This window comes from Streptomyces sp. NPDC053432 (genome assembly GCF_055585365.1).
Window position 1 is genome coordinate 82167 of the sequence record NZ_JBVJKF010000014.1, and the last position, 14902, is coordinate 97068.

13 protein-coding genes are annotated in these 14902 nt (G+C 71.5%); 3 read left to right on the forward strand and 10 right to left on the reverse strand.

Annotated features, from left to right (window positions below; genetic code table 11):
* Positions 1-159 precede the first annotated feature (159 nt).
* Entirely contained in the window at positions 160-1224 is a 1065-nt protein-coding gene (locus tag ACZ6Y1_RS23160) for a helix-turn-helix transcriptional regulator (RefSeq protein WP_469632834.1), read from the forward strand.
* Here ACZ6Y1_RS23160 and ACZ6Y1_RS23165 read toward each other — a convergent pair.
* Together ACZ6Y1_RS23165 and ACZ6Y1_RS23170 are read right to left on the reverse strand one after the other, a co-directional pair.
* Entirely contained in the window at positions 1221-2258 is a 1038-nt protein-coding gene (locus tag ACZ6Y1_RS23165; protein WP_469633126.1) for a hypothetical protein, read from the reverse strand. The genes ACZ6Y1_RS23160 and ACZ6Y1_RS23165 overlap by 4 nt on opposite strands.
* A gap of 68 nt (positions 2259-2326) precedes the next feature.
* Complete coding sequence (locus ACZ6Y1_RS23170; protein ID WP_469632837.1) at positions 2327-3292, reverse strand: LysR family transcriptional regulator; 966 nt, start codon at positions 3290-3292, stop codon at positions 2327-2329.
* Between the two features lie 98 nt (positions 3293-3390).
* Between ACZ6Y1_RS23170 and ACZ6Y1_RS23175 the strand changes: the two genes are divergently transcribed.
* Together ACZ6Y1_RS23175 and ACZ6Y1_RS23180 are read left to right on the forward strand one after the other, a co-directional pair.
* The gene (locus ACZ6Y1_RS23175; RefSeq protein ID WP_469632840.1) at positions 3391-4692 is read left to right on the forward strand and encodes an MFS transporter; all 1302 of its coding nucleotides are present in this window, start codon (positions 3391-3393) and stop codon (positions 4690-4692) included.
* 94 nt (positions 4693-4786) lie between these two features.
* Positions 4787-5776 carry a sigma-70 family RNA polymerase sigma factor gene (locus ACZ6Y1_RS23180; RefSeq protein WP_469632843.1) on the forward strand — a complete coding sequence of 330 codons (990 nt, stop codon included), beginning with the start codon at positions 4787-4789 and terminating at the stop codon, positions 5774-5776.
* A 72-nt stretch (positions 5777-5848) separates the two neighbouring features.
* Here the strand turns inward: ACZ6Y1_RS23180 and ACZ6Y1_RS23185 are convergent, their stop codons facing one another.
* From ACZ6Y1_RS23185 to ACZ6Y1_RS23220, 8 genes are all read right to left on the reverse strand, one after another.
* Positions 5849-7744, reverse strand: coding sequence for an FG-GAP-like repeat-containing protein (locus ACZ6Y1_RS23185; RefSeq protein ID WP_469632846.1), 1896 nt, complete (start codon positions 7742-7744; stop codon positions 5849-5851).
* 220 nt (positions 7745-7964) lie between these two features.
* Positions 7965-8273 (reverse strand): STAS domain-containing protein, encoded by a 309-nt coding sequence (locus ACZ6Y1_RS23190; RefSeq protein ID WP_469632850.1) that lies wholly within the window; start codon positions 8271-8273, stop codon positions 7965-7967.
* Between the two features lie 50 nt (positions 8274-8323).
* Positions 8324-8917 (reverse strand): Uma2 family endonuclease, encoded by a 594-nt coding sequence (locus ACZ6Y1_RS23195; protein ID WP_469632853.1) that lies wholly within the window; start codon positions 8915-8917, stop codon positions 8324-8326.
* 98 nt (positions 8918-9015) lie between these two features.
* On the reverse strand, positions 9016-10293 hold the full coding sequence (locus tag ACZ6Y1_RS23200) for a thymidine phosphorylase (protein ID WP_469632855.1): 1278 nt from the start codon (positions 10291-10293) through the stop codon (positions 9016-9018).
* An 87-nt stretch (positions 10294-10380) separates the two neighbouring features.
* Positions 10381-10770 (reverse strand): cytidine deaminase, encoded by a 390-nt coding sequence (locus tag ACZ6Y1_RS23205; protein ID WP_469633129.1) that lies wholly within the window; start codon positions 10768-10770, stop codon positions 10381-10383.
* A 5-nt stretch (positions 10771-10775) separates the two neighbouring features.
* A complete protein-coding gene (locus tag ACZ6Y1_RS23210) occupies positions 10776-12041 on the reverse strand; it encodes an ABC transporter permease (protein ID WP_469632858.1) in 1266 nt (421 codons plus the stop codon).
* Complete coding sequence (locus ACZ6Y1_RS23215; protein ID WP_469632861.1) at positions 12038-13153, reverse strand: ABC transporter permease; 1116 nt, start codon at positions 13151-13153, stop codon at positions 12038-12040. The genes ACZ6Y1_RS23210 and ACZ6Y1_RS23215 overlap by 4 nt, the downstream gene beginning before the upstream one ends.
* Positions 13150-14826, reverse strand: coding sequence for an ABC transporter ATP-binding protein (locus ACZ6Y1_RS23220; RefSeq protein ID WP_469632864.1), 1677 nt, complete (start codon positions 14824-14826; stop codon positions 13150-13152). Before ACZ6Y1_RS23220 ends, ACZ6Y1_RS23215 begins: the two co-directional genes overlap by 4 nt.
* Between the last annotated feature and the right edge of the window lie 76 nt (positions 14827-14902).

A 14902-nucleotide genomic window follows, 5' to 3' on the forward strand; every position in this document is an offset into this window, starting at 1 on the left:
CGGGTGTCCCTTGCTGCCGCATACCGCGCTCCCCCCTCACGCCGTCCTGCCACTGTGCCTCTTCGGCATATGCCGAATGCGTCGGGGCAGGGGTCGTCTTGCCGCCTTGCGGGAACACGAGGGGTTTACAGATCATCGCGTACAGGGACGAATACGCATATGCGACCCGATGAAACTGGAGCGGCCGGGGAAGCCCGAGCGACCGGGGAACCCGGGGAACTGAGCCCCGCCGCGCGGCGCCTGTACGCGTACGCGGTCGAGCGGCATTCGTTCGACGTCTGCGAGGCCACGGAGGCGCTGGGCGTGCGCGCGGCCACCGCGGTCACCGAGCTGGCCGCCGCGCACCTGCTCCAGCGCGCCCCCGGCGCCGGTCCCGAGCGGTGGAGCGCGGTGGCCCCGCGCGCGGCGGCCGCCCGCGCGCTGGCCCCGCTGGCGCTGCTCGTACGGGAGACCCACGACGAGATGGACCGGCTGCGGGGGCGGCTGGAGGCACTGGTGCCCGAGTACGAGGCGGGGACCGCGCACCGGGACCTGAGCGCCTCGGGACGCCTGGAGCTGGTCACGGACCTCGGGGCGGTGCGGGGGCTGATCACGGAGCTGGTCGCGGCGTGCGAGCAGGAGCTGCTGACCTCGCAGCCGGGCGGGGGCCGCCCGCTGGAGACCCTGGAGGAGGCGATCGGGCGGGACGAGTCGCTGCTGGCGCGCGGGGTCCGGATGCGGACGATCTACCAGCACACGGCGCGCTACTCACGGCCGACGGCGGCGTACGTGGAACGGGTGACGGCGCTGGGCGCGCAGGTGCGGACGCTGGGCGACGGGCTGATGCGGATGCTGGTCTTCGACGGGCACACCGGCCTGATGGCGGTGCCGGACCGCAGCGGGGCGGCGCTGGTGGTGCGGGAGCCGAGCGTCGTCCACTTCATGACGGCGGCGTTCGAGCGCTCCTGGCTGGGCGCGGAGCCCTTCCTCACGTCGGTGAGCCCGGACGCGGCCCGGTCCATCTCGGACGAGCTGCGGCAGACGATCGTACGGCTGCTGTCGGAGGGCCTGGAGGACAAGGTGATCGCGCGCCGGCTGGGCATGTCGGAGCGGACCTGCCAGCGGCACATCGCCGAGATCATGCGCGCGGTGGGCGCGAAGTCCCGCTTCCAGGCGGGGTACTTGCTGGGTCCGCCCGCCCCCTCGTCCCCCGCCCCGCCGGACCTGGGGGACACGTCCCGCTAGGGCCGGTCGTACCGGTCGTAGTAGGCGCGCAGCTCCGGGCGTCGGATGCCGGGGAGCTGCGCCAAGGTGTCACCGAACGCCCGGTGGTGGGGCAGGAATCCGCGCCGGGGGCGCGGCGGCAGGGGGTAGTCGTCGCGCAGGACGCCTTCCGGCACTCTGCCGGAGGCGGGCAGTGGCGAGGTCTCCCCCGGGAGTGCCAGGTGGGCCCAGACCCCGATGTCCAGCGGCACCACGGTCGCCGAGCCGTGCGGGGGCCGCCACGGCTCCCCCGTGACCGGGTGGCGGGGAACGAGCAGGACGTCGTCACCGGCCGGGAGCGGGGGCGCCCCCGGCCCGGCGAGCCTCGTGGTGAGGACCGGGGGCCCGGCCGGCAGGCAACCGGCGACGGCGTCGCCGAGCAACCCGGCGAGAGGGCCGGGCAGCGCCACCGGGCGGCCCTGGACGGCCACCACCAGGTGCGCGAGGGCCACCGGAACCGCGGCCTCCCAGCGGAAGCTCCAGGAACCGTCGGGTTCGACGGGCGGCACGGCGTACGAGTCCAGGTCCAGCTCGTCCCAGCCGGGGACCGGGACGGCCGGCAGGCCCGAGGGCACGCGCCGCACGGCGTCGGGCTCCAGCCACACCGTCTGCCACAGCCCGCAGTCGTCCATCCGCGTCGCCACCGCGCGCCCGCAGCCCTCGCACGCCAGGTTGGGTCCGTCCCTGCCGTCGATGCCCCTGCAGTAGCCCGCGCACTTCTCGGGGATCAGGACCATGCCCCGGGAGTCGCCGGGCGCGATGACGACCCTGTTCCGCGGCCCGAAGGAGACGGCGTACTGCGGCACGTACACACCCTGCTCAGCCGCCAGGTCCTCCCCCACCTCGTCCCACGGCCGCCAGGGCGGTCCGGTGGGCCGGGGGTCGACGGCGTACGTGGCCGGCTCCATCAGCGGGGGGTGCAGTTGCTCCCACGCCCCGTAGTCGGTGTGGACGGGGAGGGCGGCCCGGGAGACCGGCGCCGTCAGCTCCGCACCGCACCCGGCGCACGTGAACACGTCCAAACAGCTTCCCCCTCGACCGCGGCAACCCCGGTGATTCTGCTTGCCGGAGCCGTGGACGGCCATCAGTTTTCGGGCCGGCGGCCCTCCCGCGCCGCGGGCGGTTCCAGTTCCGGGATCAGGCGTCCGCGGCGGGAGAGGAGGAAGCGTTTGAACTCCGCCACCGGGGGGGTGTCCGGGTGGCCGTCGAGCCAGGCGACGCCGATCTCGCGGACCGCGCGCGGGGCGGTGACCGTCAGTTCCACCACGCCGGGGCGGGCCACCGCCGGCGGGGGCAGGAGGGCCACGCCCAGGCCCGCGGCGACCAGGCCGCGCAGGGTTTCCGCCTCCTCGCCCTCGAAGGCGACGCGGGGGGTGAAGCCGGCCTCCGCGCACAGGTTGTCGGTGATGCGGCGCAGGCCGTAGCCCGGTTCCAGGGTGACGAAGGTTTCCTCGGCGGCCTCGGCGAGGCGGATGCGCTTGCGGACGGCGAGGCGGTGGTCGTCGGGGACGACGAGGCGAAGGCGCTGTTCGTCGAGGCGGCGGGCGACGAGGTCGGGGGCGTCGGGGACGGGTGAGGTGAGGCAGAGGTCGAGTTCGCCTGAGCGCAGCTTCTCCAGCATGGCCTCGCCGTAGTTCTGGACGAGGGAGAAGCGGATGCGGGGGTGGTCGGCGCGGAAGGCGCGGATCAGGCCGGGTACGGTCTCGGAGCCCAGGGTGTGCAGGAAGCCGAAGGCGACTTTGCCGTAGGCCGGGTCGGCGTCCTGCTGGACGGATTCGGCGGCGCGGGCGATGCCGTCGAGGGCCTGTTCGGCGGAGGCCAGGAAGGTGCGGCCGGCCGGGGTGAGGGCGACGGTACGGCCCTTGCGGGCGAACAGCGTGACGCCCAGGTCCTGTTCGAGGCGGACCATCGCCCGCGAGAGGGTGGACTGCGGGACGCCCAGTTCGTGGGCGGCGCGGGTGACGTGCTCGTGCCGGGCGACGGCCGCGAAGTACGCGAGGCGCGGGGCCAGCAGTTGTGTCACGGACAAGTCTTCTTCGTAACGGTTCATCGACGTGCGCCGCCCTGAGCTGTGCTGATGCATGAGTGGATCGATTATCGCGATTCTGTGCATTGGACGCATGAAAAGGACCGGCCTACCGTCGAAGCATGCCTCCCGCTCATACCGGGGCATCCGTCACCACGGGTGCCTCCACCCCGTCGTCCCCGGCCACTCCGGCTCACACCCGCGAAGCCCTCTCGCCCGGCCGCCCCGGCTACCGCCGGATGAGCATCGCGCTCTTCGCCGCCGGACTGGCGACCTTCGCCCTCCTCTACTCCACCCAGGCGCTGCTGCCCGCGATCTCCGCCGGTTTCGGCGTGACGGCGGGTCAGGCCAGCTGGACGGTGTCCGCGGCCACCGGTGCGCTCGCCATGTTCGTCCTGCCGCTCAGCGCGCTGTCCGAGCGCTTCGGGCGGACCCGGATGATGACCTGCTCGATGGTCGTGGCCGTGGGCGTCGCCCTGCTGATCCCCCTCGCGCCGAACCTGGAGTGGCTGATCGGGCTGCGCGCCGTCCAGGGCGCGGCGATCGCCGGCATCCCGGCCTCCGCGATGGCGTACCTGGCGGAGGAGGTCAAGCCGAAGGCGCTGGTCGCCGCGATCGGCCTGTTCGTGGCGGGCAATTCCATCGGCGGCATGAGCGGCCGTCTCGTCACCGGCTGGGCCGCGCAGCTGTGGGGCTGGCGGGCCGGGCTGGGGGCCGTCGCGCTGATGTCGCTGGTCTGCGCGGTGGCGTTCCTGGTGCTGCTGCCCCGGGCGCGGTTCTTCCGGCCGGCGTCGCTGAACCCGCGCGCGGTGGGCCGTACCGTCGCCGGCCATCTGCGCGATCCGCTGCTGCTGCGGCTGTACGGGATCGGCGCGCTGTTCATGACCGTCTTCGGCGCGGTGTACACCGTCATCGGCTACCGCCTGGTCGAGGAGCCGTTCTCCCTCGGGCAGGGCGTGATCGGCTCGATCTTCCTGATCTACCTGGTCGGTACGGTCTCCTCGGCGGCCGCCGGCCAGCTGGTGGCCCGGACGGGACGGCGCGGTGCGCTGTACCTGGCGGTGACCACGACCGCGCTGGGGCTGCTGCTGTCGCTGTCGGATTCCCTGGCCGCGATCCTGGCCGGGCTGATTCTGATCACGGCGGGCTTCTTCGCGGGCCACGCGGTGGCCTCCTCGGCGGTGAGCCGGACGGCGAAGACGGGCCGGGCGCAGGCCTCCGCCCTCTACCAGTCGGCGTACTACCTGGGCTCCAGCGCGGGCGGCACCCTGGGTGCGCTCGCCTACCACTCGGCGGGCTGGGCGGCCACCGTCGGCATCGCGCTGCTGGCGGTGCTCGGCGTCGTGTCGATCACCCTGTACGGGTCGCACGCGGCCCGTACGGAGCGGCGCCTGCCGGCCGGGGCGGCGGCGGCCGCGCGCTGAGACACGCCCGGACGGCCCTTGGGCCGTTCGGGCTGCCGTTGTCAGAGGCCTCCGGTAGTTTCCGAAGTATCGGATCCGTCTGGGGGAAGGCACCATGAGCGAGCTCGCGACGACACCACAGGACCTCGACCTCGACGCGGCGATGGACCGGTACCGGGTGGAGCTCACCGGCTACTGCTACCGGATGCTGGGCTCCTCCTTCGACGCCGAGGACGCCGTGCAGGACACCTACGTCCGGGCCTGGCGCAGCTACGAGAAGTTCGAGGGCCGCTCCTCGCTGCGGTCGTGGCTGTACCGGATCGCGACGAACGTGTGCCTGGACCTGCTGAACGCGGGGAACAAGCGGGCCCGCCCGATGGACCTGACCGCGCCGCAGCACCAGGCCTCGGCCGTGCTGAACGAGCGCTCCGAGGTGACCTGGCTGGAGCCGGTACCGGACGGCCGGGTGCTGCCGCAGACCGCCGACCCGGCGGAGATGGCCCTCGCGAGGGAATCGGTGCGCCTGGCGTTCGTGGCGGCGCTGCAGCACCTGCCGGCGAAGCAGCGGGCGGTGCTGATCCTGCGCGAGGTGCTGGCCTGGAAGGCGGACGAGGTCGCCGTACTGCTGGAGACCACGGTGGCGTCGGTGAACAGTGCGCTGCAGCGGGCGCGGGCCACGCTGGCCTCGCACGGGATCCGTGACAGCGATCCGGCGGACCCGCTGGACGCGGACCAGGCGAAGCTGCTGGAGCAGTACCTGTCCGCCTTCGAGGCCTACGACATCACGCGGCTGACCACCCTGCTGCACGAGGACGCGGTGCTGTCGATGCCGCCGTTCGACCTGTGGCTGCGGGGCCACGCCGACATCGCGGCGTGGCACCTGAACCAGGGCATCGGCTGCAAGGGCTCCCGCCTGGTCCCGACCACGGCGAACGGCATGCCGGCCTTCGGCCAGTACCGTCCGCGGCCCGACGGGGAGCCGGGGCACGTGCCGTGGGCGCTGCAGGTCCTGGAGATCTCGGAGGGCAAGATCGTCGGTCTCAACGCCTTCCTGGACACCGCCCGCTGGTTCCCGCTGTTCGGCCTGCCGGAGGAACTGGCGTAGGCGCCCCGCCGCTGCGCAGGCGTGAGCCCCCTGGAGGTGTCCAGGGGGCTCACGTGTGTGGGTGGCTTGCCGTCAGACGGTGCAGCCGGTTCCGGTGGTGGGGTTGGTGCAGGTGTTCCTGCCGGGGCCGCCGTTGTTGGTGTTGGTGCCGGTGCCGCCGTCGAGGGTGTCGTTGCCCGCCTCGCCGAACAGCGAGTCGTTGCCGGCGTTGCCGCTGATGGTGTCCTTGCCGTCGCCGCCGAGGAGGGTGTCGTCGTTGTCGTTGCCGCTGATGGTGTCGTTGCCGTCGGCGCCCTCGATGCGGTCGTTCCCGGTGCCGCCCATCAGGACGTCGTTGCCCGGGCCGCCGCAGATGAGGTCGTCGCCGCCGAGTCCGTTGACCGTGTCGTTGCCGCGGAGGGCGAAGATCACGTCGTTGCCGGGGGTGCCCACGAGGTTGTCCGCGCGGTCGGTGCCGACGATCGTGGGGGTGGCGTTGCCGCAGGTCAGCGGGTTCACGACCTGGTTGACGGTGTTGCTGGTGGAGGGTGCGTACGTGGTGTTCCCGCCGTACTCGGCGGTGATGGCGTGGGTGCCGGCGGTCAGGGTGCTGACGGGGAGCGAGGCCGTGCCTGTGCCGTCGAGGGCGTCGATGCCCAGGGTGGTGGCGCCGTCCTTGAAGGTGACCGTGCCGGTCGGGGTGCCCTCGGCACCGCTGACCGTGGCGGTGAAGGTCACCGTCTGGCCGACCACGGACGGGTTGACCGACGAGACCAGAGCGGTGGTCGTCGGGGCCCTGACGCCCAGCAGCACCGACACGTCGTTGCCGTTGGCGTTCGCGGTGGCCAGGTCGAGGCGGCCGTCGCCGTCCAGGTCGCCGACCGCGAGCCCGGTCGGCGCATCGCCCGCGGCGTGGTTCTCGGCGGGGCCGAAGACGGCGCCCCCGGTGTTCGGCAGCACCGACACGTTGTCGCTGCCCTCGTTCGTCACGACGATGTCGGAGTCGCCGGCGCCGTCGAGCTGGGCCACCGCCACGGTGAACGGCATGTCGCCGCCGGCGGGGAGAGGGCTCCCGGCCGCCGGGGCGAACGTGCCCGAGCCGTTGTTCAGGAGCACCGACACCGTGTCGTCGCCGAGGTTCGCGACGGCCAGGTCGGGACTGCCGCCGTTGAGGTCGCCCACCGCCACCGAGAACGGGTTGTCGCCCACCGGATAGTTGACGGCCGGGGCGAACGCGGCGGACCCGGTGTTCAGCAGCACCGACACGTTGTCGCTGCCCGAGTTCGCGACGGCGAGGTCCTGGCCGGCGTCGCCGTTGAGATCGCCCACCGCCACCCAGAACGGGTTGTCGCCGACGGCGACAGGGCTCCCGGCCGCATTGGTGAACGTACCGGTCCCGTTGTTCAGCAGCACCGACACGCTGTCGCCGCCGGCGTTCGCGACGGCCAGGTCGGGACCGTTGGCACCGTCGAAGTCGCCGACCGCCACCGAGACCGGTACGTCGCCCACGGCGAAGTCCGTGCGCGTCGGGAAGGCACCGGACCCGTCGCCCAGCAGCACCGACACGTCGTCGTCGAGCGCGTTCGCGACGATGAGGTCGGCCTTGTTGTCGCCGTTGACGTCCGCCACGGCCACGCCGACCGGCAGGTCGCCCACCGCGGTGTTCGTGGCCGCGCCGTACGTGCCCGAGCCCGTGTTCAGCAGCACCGAGACGTTGTCGCTGTTGGGATTCGCGGTGACCAGGTCGAGGCCGTTGACGCCGTCGAAGTCACCCGTCGCCACCGACTGCGGGGCGAGGCCGGCGGGGTAGTTGACCGGCGGGGCGAAGTCCTGGGCGTGCGCCGCCGGGGCGCCGACCAGCGCCGTGAGGAACAGCGCGCCGGTCACGCCGGCCAGGACGCCCCTGCGTCTGCGCCGTACGGCGTGGGCGCCGTCCGGTGCCCGGGATCCGGTGGTTCTGGTTGCGCGGCAGACCGACAGATGGAACACGCGACACCCTCATTCACGGCTGACCGGCCGGGAACACCAGAGCATGAGCACCACACCGTGCACCCGACACCTGGACATTGCGGCGGCGGGCGTGCGGAGGCGGACGGGCGTGAACCGCCGCCCTCTCCCGCAGCCCGGCAAGGCAGCACTCTGACAGCCCCGCCAGGCCGGGGAGCACGGCACCACGGCGCCCGCGCTCGGATCCACTCAGAAGGCCCTTCTACTCCCTGCGACCGAGCGGTGGTTCCCGCTCTCCGGACTCCCCGAGCAGCTCGACGAGGCCCACGAGGTCCAGCAGCGCGCGCAGCGCGGGGCCGGCGCCGGTCACCCGCAGCGGGCGGCCACGGGCGGTGAGCCGCAGCCGGGCCAGCACCTCGACGGTGCCGAGGCCCGGCGCGGTGACCGCCCGCGCATCGCATTCCACCGCCCGCGCCCCGTCGTCGTACAGCCGGGCCAGGCGTGCGCACAGCCGCGCGGTGTCCTGTGCGGTCGGGGCGGGTCCGGGCAGCACGAGTCGTCTGATCGTCACGAGAGGGTGACTCCCCGGGCCGCCCGAACTCATCGGCGCCGCGCGAGCCCTCAGGGCGTCGGGAAGGCGGAGGTGTCCAGCTTCATGTCGAAGGGCGCGGGCAAGTGGAAGGTCTCGCCGAACTTGCCTGCCTGAAGGATCCGGTAAACGCCGTCGCTGGGCTCGCCGTAGAGGGTGATGGTCGCGCCACCAGGCGCATGAGCGTCGATGAGCAGGTAGAGCGGGATGCCTGCCTGGGCATACCCAGCCGCCTTGGCGATGCGGTCGTGCGAAGCATTCGACTTCGAGGTGATCTCGACGGCCAGCTCGGCAGCAGCGGCGGGGATGAAGTTGCCGTCATCCTCGAGGACCAGATCCTCTGGGACGACCACCACATCCGGGATGTACAAGCCACTGCGAGACGGAACCGCCACGTTGAGGGTCTGGAAGATCTCCCAGTCCTCGGGAATCGCGGCCAGCAGGCACCGATGCACCTTGGCCGCGATGAAGTTGTGGTGGTTGGCAGGCGGTGGCGCCACGGTGATGATCCCCTCGATGATCTCCACCTTGCAGCCCTCCGGCCCGTCCGTCGCCTCCCAGAGGCGGACGAGATCGTCCCAGCCGTCGCCACCGCGTGGCTCGTGCTGGACGGTGAGTGCGCTCATGGTGTGCTCCTCAAGCTCTTGGCACCGAGCCCAGCATGACGAACGGGACCGGTGGGCGTCCACCGGTCCCGTTCAGCCGTACGAGTGAGCGTGCGGGGCTACGCGATGCGGTCCAGCACGATCGGCGTGGCGGTGAAGGCCGTGCCCGCCGGGGCGATGTCGTACGTGCCCTCCAGGGAGGCCAGGGCGTAGTCGAACTTCTCCGGGGTGTCCGTGTGCAGCGTCATCAGCGGCTGGCCGGCCGTCACGGTGTCACCCGGCTTCGCGTGGAGCTCGATGCCCGCGCCCGCCTGCACCGGGTCCTCCTTGCGCGCGCGGCCGGCGCCCAGGCGCCAGGCGCCGACGCCCACCCCGTAGGCGTCCAGGCGGGTCAGCACGCCGGACTCGGGGGCCGTGACCACGTGCTGCTCGCGGGCGACCGGCAGGGCCGCGTCGGGGTCGCCGCCCTGGGCCGCGATCATCCGGCGCCAGTGGTCCATCGCGGAGCCGTCGGCCAGGGCCTTCGCCGGGTCGGCGTCCTTGATGCCGGCGGCGTCCAGCATCTCCTTGGCCAGGGCGATGGTCAGCTCGACGACGTCCGCGGGGCCGCCGCCGGCCAGGACCTCGACCGACTCGCGGACTTCGAGGGCGTTGCCGGCCGTCAGGCCGAGCGGGGTCGACATGTCGGTGAGCAGGGCGACCGTCCTGACGCCGGAGTCGGTGCCGAGGCCGACCATGGTGCGGGCGAGCTCGCGGGCGTCCTCGATGTTCTTCATGAAGGCGCCGGAGCCGACCTTCACGTCCAGGACGAGCGAGCCCGTGCCCTCGGCGATCTTCTTGGACATGATCGAGGAGGCGATGAGCGGGATCGCCTCGACCGTCCCGGTGACGTCGCGCAGGGCGTACAGCTTCTTGTCCGCCGGGGCCAGGCCGTCGCCCGCCGCGCAGATGACCGCGCCGGTGGTGTCGAGGACGTGCATCATCTCCTCGTTGGACAGCAGCGCACGCCAGCCGGGGATGGACTCCAGCTTGTCCAGGGTGCCGCCGGTGTGGCCGAGGCCGCGGCCGGAGAGCTGCGGTACGGCCGCGCCGCAGGCGGCGACGAGCGGGGCCAGCGGCAGGGTGATCTTGTCGCCGACGCCGCCGGTGGAGTGCTTGTCGGCGGTGGGGCGGGAGAGCGCGTCGAAGTTCATGCGCTCGCCGGAGGCGATCATCGCGGCGGTCCAGCGGGCGATCTCGGTGCGGTTCATGCCGTTGAGCAGGATGGCCATCGCCAGCGCGGACATCTGCTCGTCGGCGACGATTCCGCGCGTGTACGCGTCGATGACCCAGTCGATCTGCTCGGGGCTCAGCTCGCCGCGGTCCCGCTTGGTCCGGATGACGGAGATGACGTCCATGTGGTGCTTCCTTCTACGCGCATAGAGAGAGGGGTTTGCGGAAGTACGACGGCCCTCCGCCCAGGGGGTGGAGGGCCGTCGGCACGGTTATCTCAAGTGGTCGGGCCCGAAGGCCTGCGGCAGCATCTCCGCCAGCGGGAGGATCCCCTTCGGGGTTTCCACCAGCAGGTCCGGTCCGCCGAATTCGAAGAGCAGTTGCCGGCAGCGGCCGCACGGGACGAGGATCTCGCCCCGGCCGTCGACGCAGGTGAAGTGCGTCAGCCGGCCGCCGCCGGTCGCCTGGAGGGAGGAGACCAGTCCGCACTCGGCACACAGGCCGAGGCCGTAGCTCGCGTTCTCGACGTTGCAGCCGACGACCGTCCTGCCGTCGTCGACCCGTGCGGCGACGCCGACCGGGAAGCCCGAGTAGGGGGCGTACGCCCGGGACATGGCGTCCCGGGCCGCCTCGCGCAGGGCCTCCCAGTCGACGGCGGGCACCGACGTCACTTGCCCTCGCCCTTGCGGTACGGCATGCCGTCCGCCTTCGGCATCCGCAGTCGCTGCGAGGACAGCGCGAGGACCAGCAGCGTGGTCACGTACGGGGCCGCGTCCACGAACTGGCTGGGCACCTGGTCGGTCAGCGCGTACCAGACGAACAGCCCGCCGGCGCAGGCCAGCGCGATGGCGGCCTGGAAGTGCTTGCGCTTGTACAGCTGCCAGACGCACACCAGCACCAGCACGATCGCGAGGAGCAGCAGCATCGCGTGGACGTTGGTGGCGCCGCCGCGCAGCTTGAGGCCGTCGATGTAGCCGAACATGCCCGCGCCCAGCGCCATGCCGCCCGGCATCCAGTTACCGAAGATCATCGCGGCGAGACCGATGTAGCCGCGGCCGCCGGTCTGGCCCTCCTGGTAGATCGGGCTGGCGACGATCGACAGGAACGCGCCGCCGAGGCCAGCGAGGCCGCCGGAGACGATCACGGCGATGTACTTGTACTTGTACACGTTGACGCCGAGGGACTCCGCGGCGGTGGGGTTCTCACCGCAGGAGCGCAGCCGCAGGCCGAAGGCGGTGCGCCACAGGATCCACCAGGTGCCCGGGATCAGCAGCAGGGCGACGACGGTCAGCAGCGACAGCTCGGTGACCAGGCCGCCGATGACGCCGGCGAGGTCCGAGACGAAGAACCAGTGCTTGGCCTGGAGGTCGGACATCCAGTCGGACAGCCCCGGCACCGTGATCTTGTAGATCGGCTCGACCTGCGGCGACTGCTTCGAGGAGCCGCCCGGCATCTCGTCGAAGGTGAAGTTCGACAGGTACTGGGTGAAGCCCAGGGCGAGGATGTTGACCGCCACACCGGAGACGATGTGGTTGACGTTGAAGGTGACCGTCATGATGGCGTGCAGCAGGCCGCCGATGGCGCCGCCGACGATGCCGGCGATGACGCCCGTCCACGGGCCCCACTGGTAGCCGGCCCAGGCACCGAACCAGGTGCCGAGGATCATCATGCCTTCGAGGCCGATGTTGACGACGCCCGCCCGCTCGGCCCACAGACCGCCGAGACCGGCGAGGCCGATCGGCACGGCGAGCGAGAGGGCGCCGGAGACCTGGCCGACGGAGGTCAGGTCGTTCGCGCCGCTGATCAGGCGGACCACCGAGACCAGCGCGAGGCCGCCGGCGATGATCAGCATGATCCACGGGAGGGTGAGCTTCTTGCGGCCGGCCGACTTCTTCGGGGCGGCGGCCGTCGCGGAAACGGTGCTGGTGCTCACGCCGCGACCTCCTTCTCGGTCTTGATGGCGTGGCCCGCGGCCAGTTCCTCGCCGACCTTCTGCTGCTGGCGGCGGATGCCGTAACGGCGGATGAGCTCGTACGAGACGACGACCGCGATCACGATCAGGCCCTTCATGATCGTGCCGATCTCCTTCGCGTACCCGGCCTGGTCGAGCGAGGCCGAGGCCTTGTCGATGAAGGCCATCAGGAACGCGGCGAAGAAGATGCCGACCGGGTTGTTGCGGCCGAGCAGCGCGATGGTGATGCCGGTGAAGCCGACACCGGTCGGGAAGGCCAGGTTGTACGTGTGGGTCTCGCCCAGGAGCTGCGGCATGCCCGCGAGGCCGGCGACCGCACCGGAGATGAGCATCGCGGTGATGATCATCTTCTTGGCGTCGACGCCGGAGGCCTGCGCGGCGGACTCGCTGGCGCCGGTGGCGCGCAGGTCGAAGCCGAAGCGGGTCCGGTTGAGCGTGAACCAGTAGACGATGCCGAGGGCGAAGGCCACGAAGGTGAAGCCGTAGATCTCCAGTCCCTCGCCGAGGTCGACGGCCGGGAACCAGCCGGACTCGGCGATGTCGCCGGTCGTCAGGTCGTTGGAGCCGGCCGGCTGGACGCCGAGGTTCTTCGTCAGCATCAGCCAGGCGATCAGGGCGGTCGCGATGGCGTTCAGCATGATCGTGGAGACGACCTCGCTCACGCCCCGCTTGGCCTTGAGGACACCGGCGATGCCGGACCAGAAGGCACCGACGAGCATCGCCACGAGGATGATCACCAGCAGGTGCAGCGGGCCCGGGAGGGTCACGGCCGCACCGACCACGGCGGACAGCATCGCCGCGAGGCGGTACTGGCCGTCGACGCCGATGTTGAAGAGGTTCATGCGGAAGCCGATGGCCACGGCCATGGCCGCCAGGTAGTACGTACCGGCCTGGTTCACGATGAGGACCTGGACGTCCTCGTAGCCGGCGTTCTCCACCATCAGGCGCAGCGGCTCGATCGGGTCGATGCCCGTCGCGGCCAGCACGATCATGGTCAGGAGGAAGGCGCTGACCAGCGCCGCCACGGGTCCGGCGATGCCGAGGATCAGCCGGTCCTTGTCGAATTTCTTCATCGGGCCTCGTCCTCCGGGGCATCGGTACCGGTCTCGGTACCGGCGGCGGAGTGGTTGTCGGTTGCTTCCAGGTGCCCGGACGCGGCACCCGTCATGGCGGTACCGAGGGCCTCCGGGGTGATGGTGGCCGGGTCGGCCTCCGCCACCAGACGGCCCCGGTAGATCACGCGCAGGGTGTCGGACAGGCCGATGAGCTCGTCCAGGTCGGCGGAGATCAGCAGGACGGCCAGGCCCTCGCGGCGGGCCTCGCGGATCGCGTCCCAGATCTGTGCCTGCGCGCCGACGTCCACACCGCGGGTGGGGTGGGCGGCGATGAGGAACTTCGGGTTGTGGCTCATCTCGCGGCCGACGATCAGCTTCTGCTGGTTGCCGCCGGAGAGCGAGGCCGCGGTCACGTCGATGCCGGGCGTGCGGACGTCGTACTCGACGACGATGCGCGCGGTGTCCTTGCGGGCGGCCTTCGTGTCGAGGATGCCGCGCTTGGAGTTGGGCGCCTCGGTGACGTGGCCGAGGATGCGGTTCTCCCACAGCGGGGAGTCCAGCAGCAGGCCGTGGCGGTGGCGGTCCTCGGGGATGTAACCGATGCCGTCGACCCGGCGCTTGCGGGTCGGGGCGGTGGAGATGTCGGTGCCGTCCAGAGTGATCGTTCCGCCATCGGGGATGCTCATGCCCATGAGGGCCTCGATGAGCTCCGTCTGGCCGTTGCCCTCGACGCCGGCGATGCCGAGCACCTCACCCTTGTGGATGGTGAAGTCGATGCCGGCGAGCACCTCGCGGACGACGCCGTCCGGGTCGGTGGCGGCCAGCCGCAGGCCCTCGACCGCGAGCATCGGCGTGGTGGTCACCGTGGACTCGCGGGTCTCGGGCGAGGGAAGCTCGGAGCCGACCATCAGCTCGGCGAGCTGCTTGGTGGTGGCCGTCTTCGGGTCGGCGGTGCCGACGGTGGTGCCGCGCCGGATGACGGTGATGTCGTCGGCGACCTTCAGGACCTCGCCCAGCTTGTGCGAGATGAAGATGACGGTCAGGCCTTCGGCCTTGAGCTCGCGCAGGTTGTCGAAGAGCGCGTCCACTTCCTGCGGCACGAGCACGGCGGTCGGCTCGTCGAGGATCAGGATCCGGGCGCCGCGGTAGAGGACCTTGAGGATCTCCACGCGCTGCCGGTCGGCCACACCGAGGTCCTCGACCAGGGCGTCGGGGCGTACGCCGAGGCCGTACGCGTCCGAGATCTCCTTGATCTTCTTACGGGCCTTGGCACCGATGCCGTACAGCTTCTCGCCGCCGAGGACCACGTTCTCCAGGACGGTGAGGTTGTCGGCGAGCATGAAGTGCTGGTGCACCATGCCGATGCCGCGGGCGATGGCGTCGCCGGGGCTGGCGAAGGAGACCTGCTCCCCGTCGATGGCGATGGTGCCCTCGTCCGGCTTCTGCATGCCGTAGAGGATCTTCATCAGGGTCGACTTGCCGGCGCCGTTCTCGCCGATCAAGGCATGGACCGTGCCCTTGCGGACGGTGATCGCGATGTCCTTGTTGGCGACGACGCCGGGGAAGCGCTTGGTGATGCCGTGCAGTTCTACGGCGGGGGGCGGGCTGGACGCGTTGATGACGCACTCTCCTTGGCGCGGAAGGAGCGGAAGGCAGGGGGACAGGGCGGGGAGTGAAAGTATCGCGTCCACGATGCTTCTACGCGCGTAGCACTGTCGGAAGTGAAAACTTGCGGCCAACTGGCCACGAGCCCCACAGAACGCGGCT

Bases quoted from the DNA above. Each gene is read 5' to 3' on its own strand.
- ACZ6Y1_RS23160 (WP_469632834.1), top strand. From the start codon at position 160: ATGCGACCCGATGAAACTGGAGCGGCCGGGGAAGCCCGAGCGACCGGG.
- ACZ6Y1_RS23200 (WP_469632855.1), bottom strand. From the start codon at position 10,293: ATGGACGTCATCTCCGTCATCCGGACCAAGCGGGACCGCGGCGAGCTG.
- ACZ6Y1_RS23180 (WP_469632843.1), top strand. From the start codon at position 4,787: ATGAGCGAGCTCGCGACGACACCACAGGACCTCGACCTCGACGCGGCG.
- ACZ6Y1_RS23195 (WP_469632853.1), bottom strand. From the start codon at position 8,917: ATGAGCGCACTCACCGTCCAGCACGAGCCACGCGGTGGCGACGGCTGG.
- ACZ6Y1_RS23175 (WP_469632840.1), top strand. From the start codon at position 3,391: ATGCCTCCCGCTCATACCGGGGCATCCGTCACCACGGGTGCCTCCACC.
- ACZ6Y1_RS23170 (WP_469632837.1), bottom strand. From the start codon at position 3,292: ATGAACCGTTACGAAGAAGACTTGTCCGTGACACAACTGCTGGCCCCG.
- ACZ6Y1_RS23215 (WP_469632861.1), bottom strand. From the start codon at position 13,153: ATGAAGAAATTCGACAAGGACCGGCTGATCCTCGGCATCGCCGGACCC.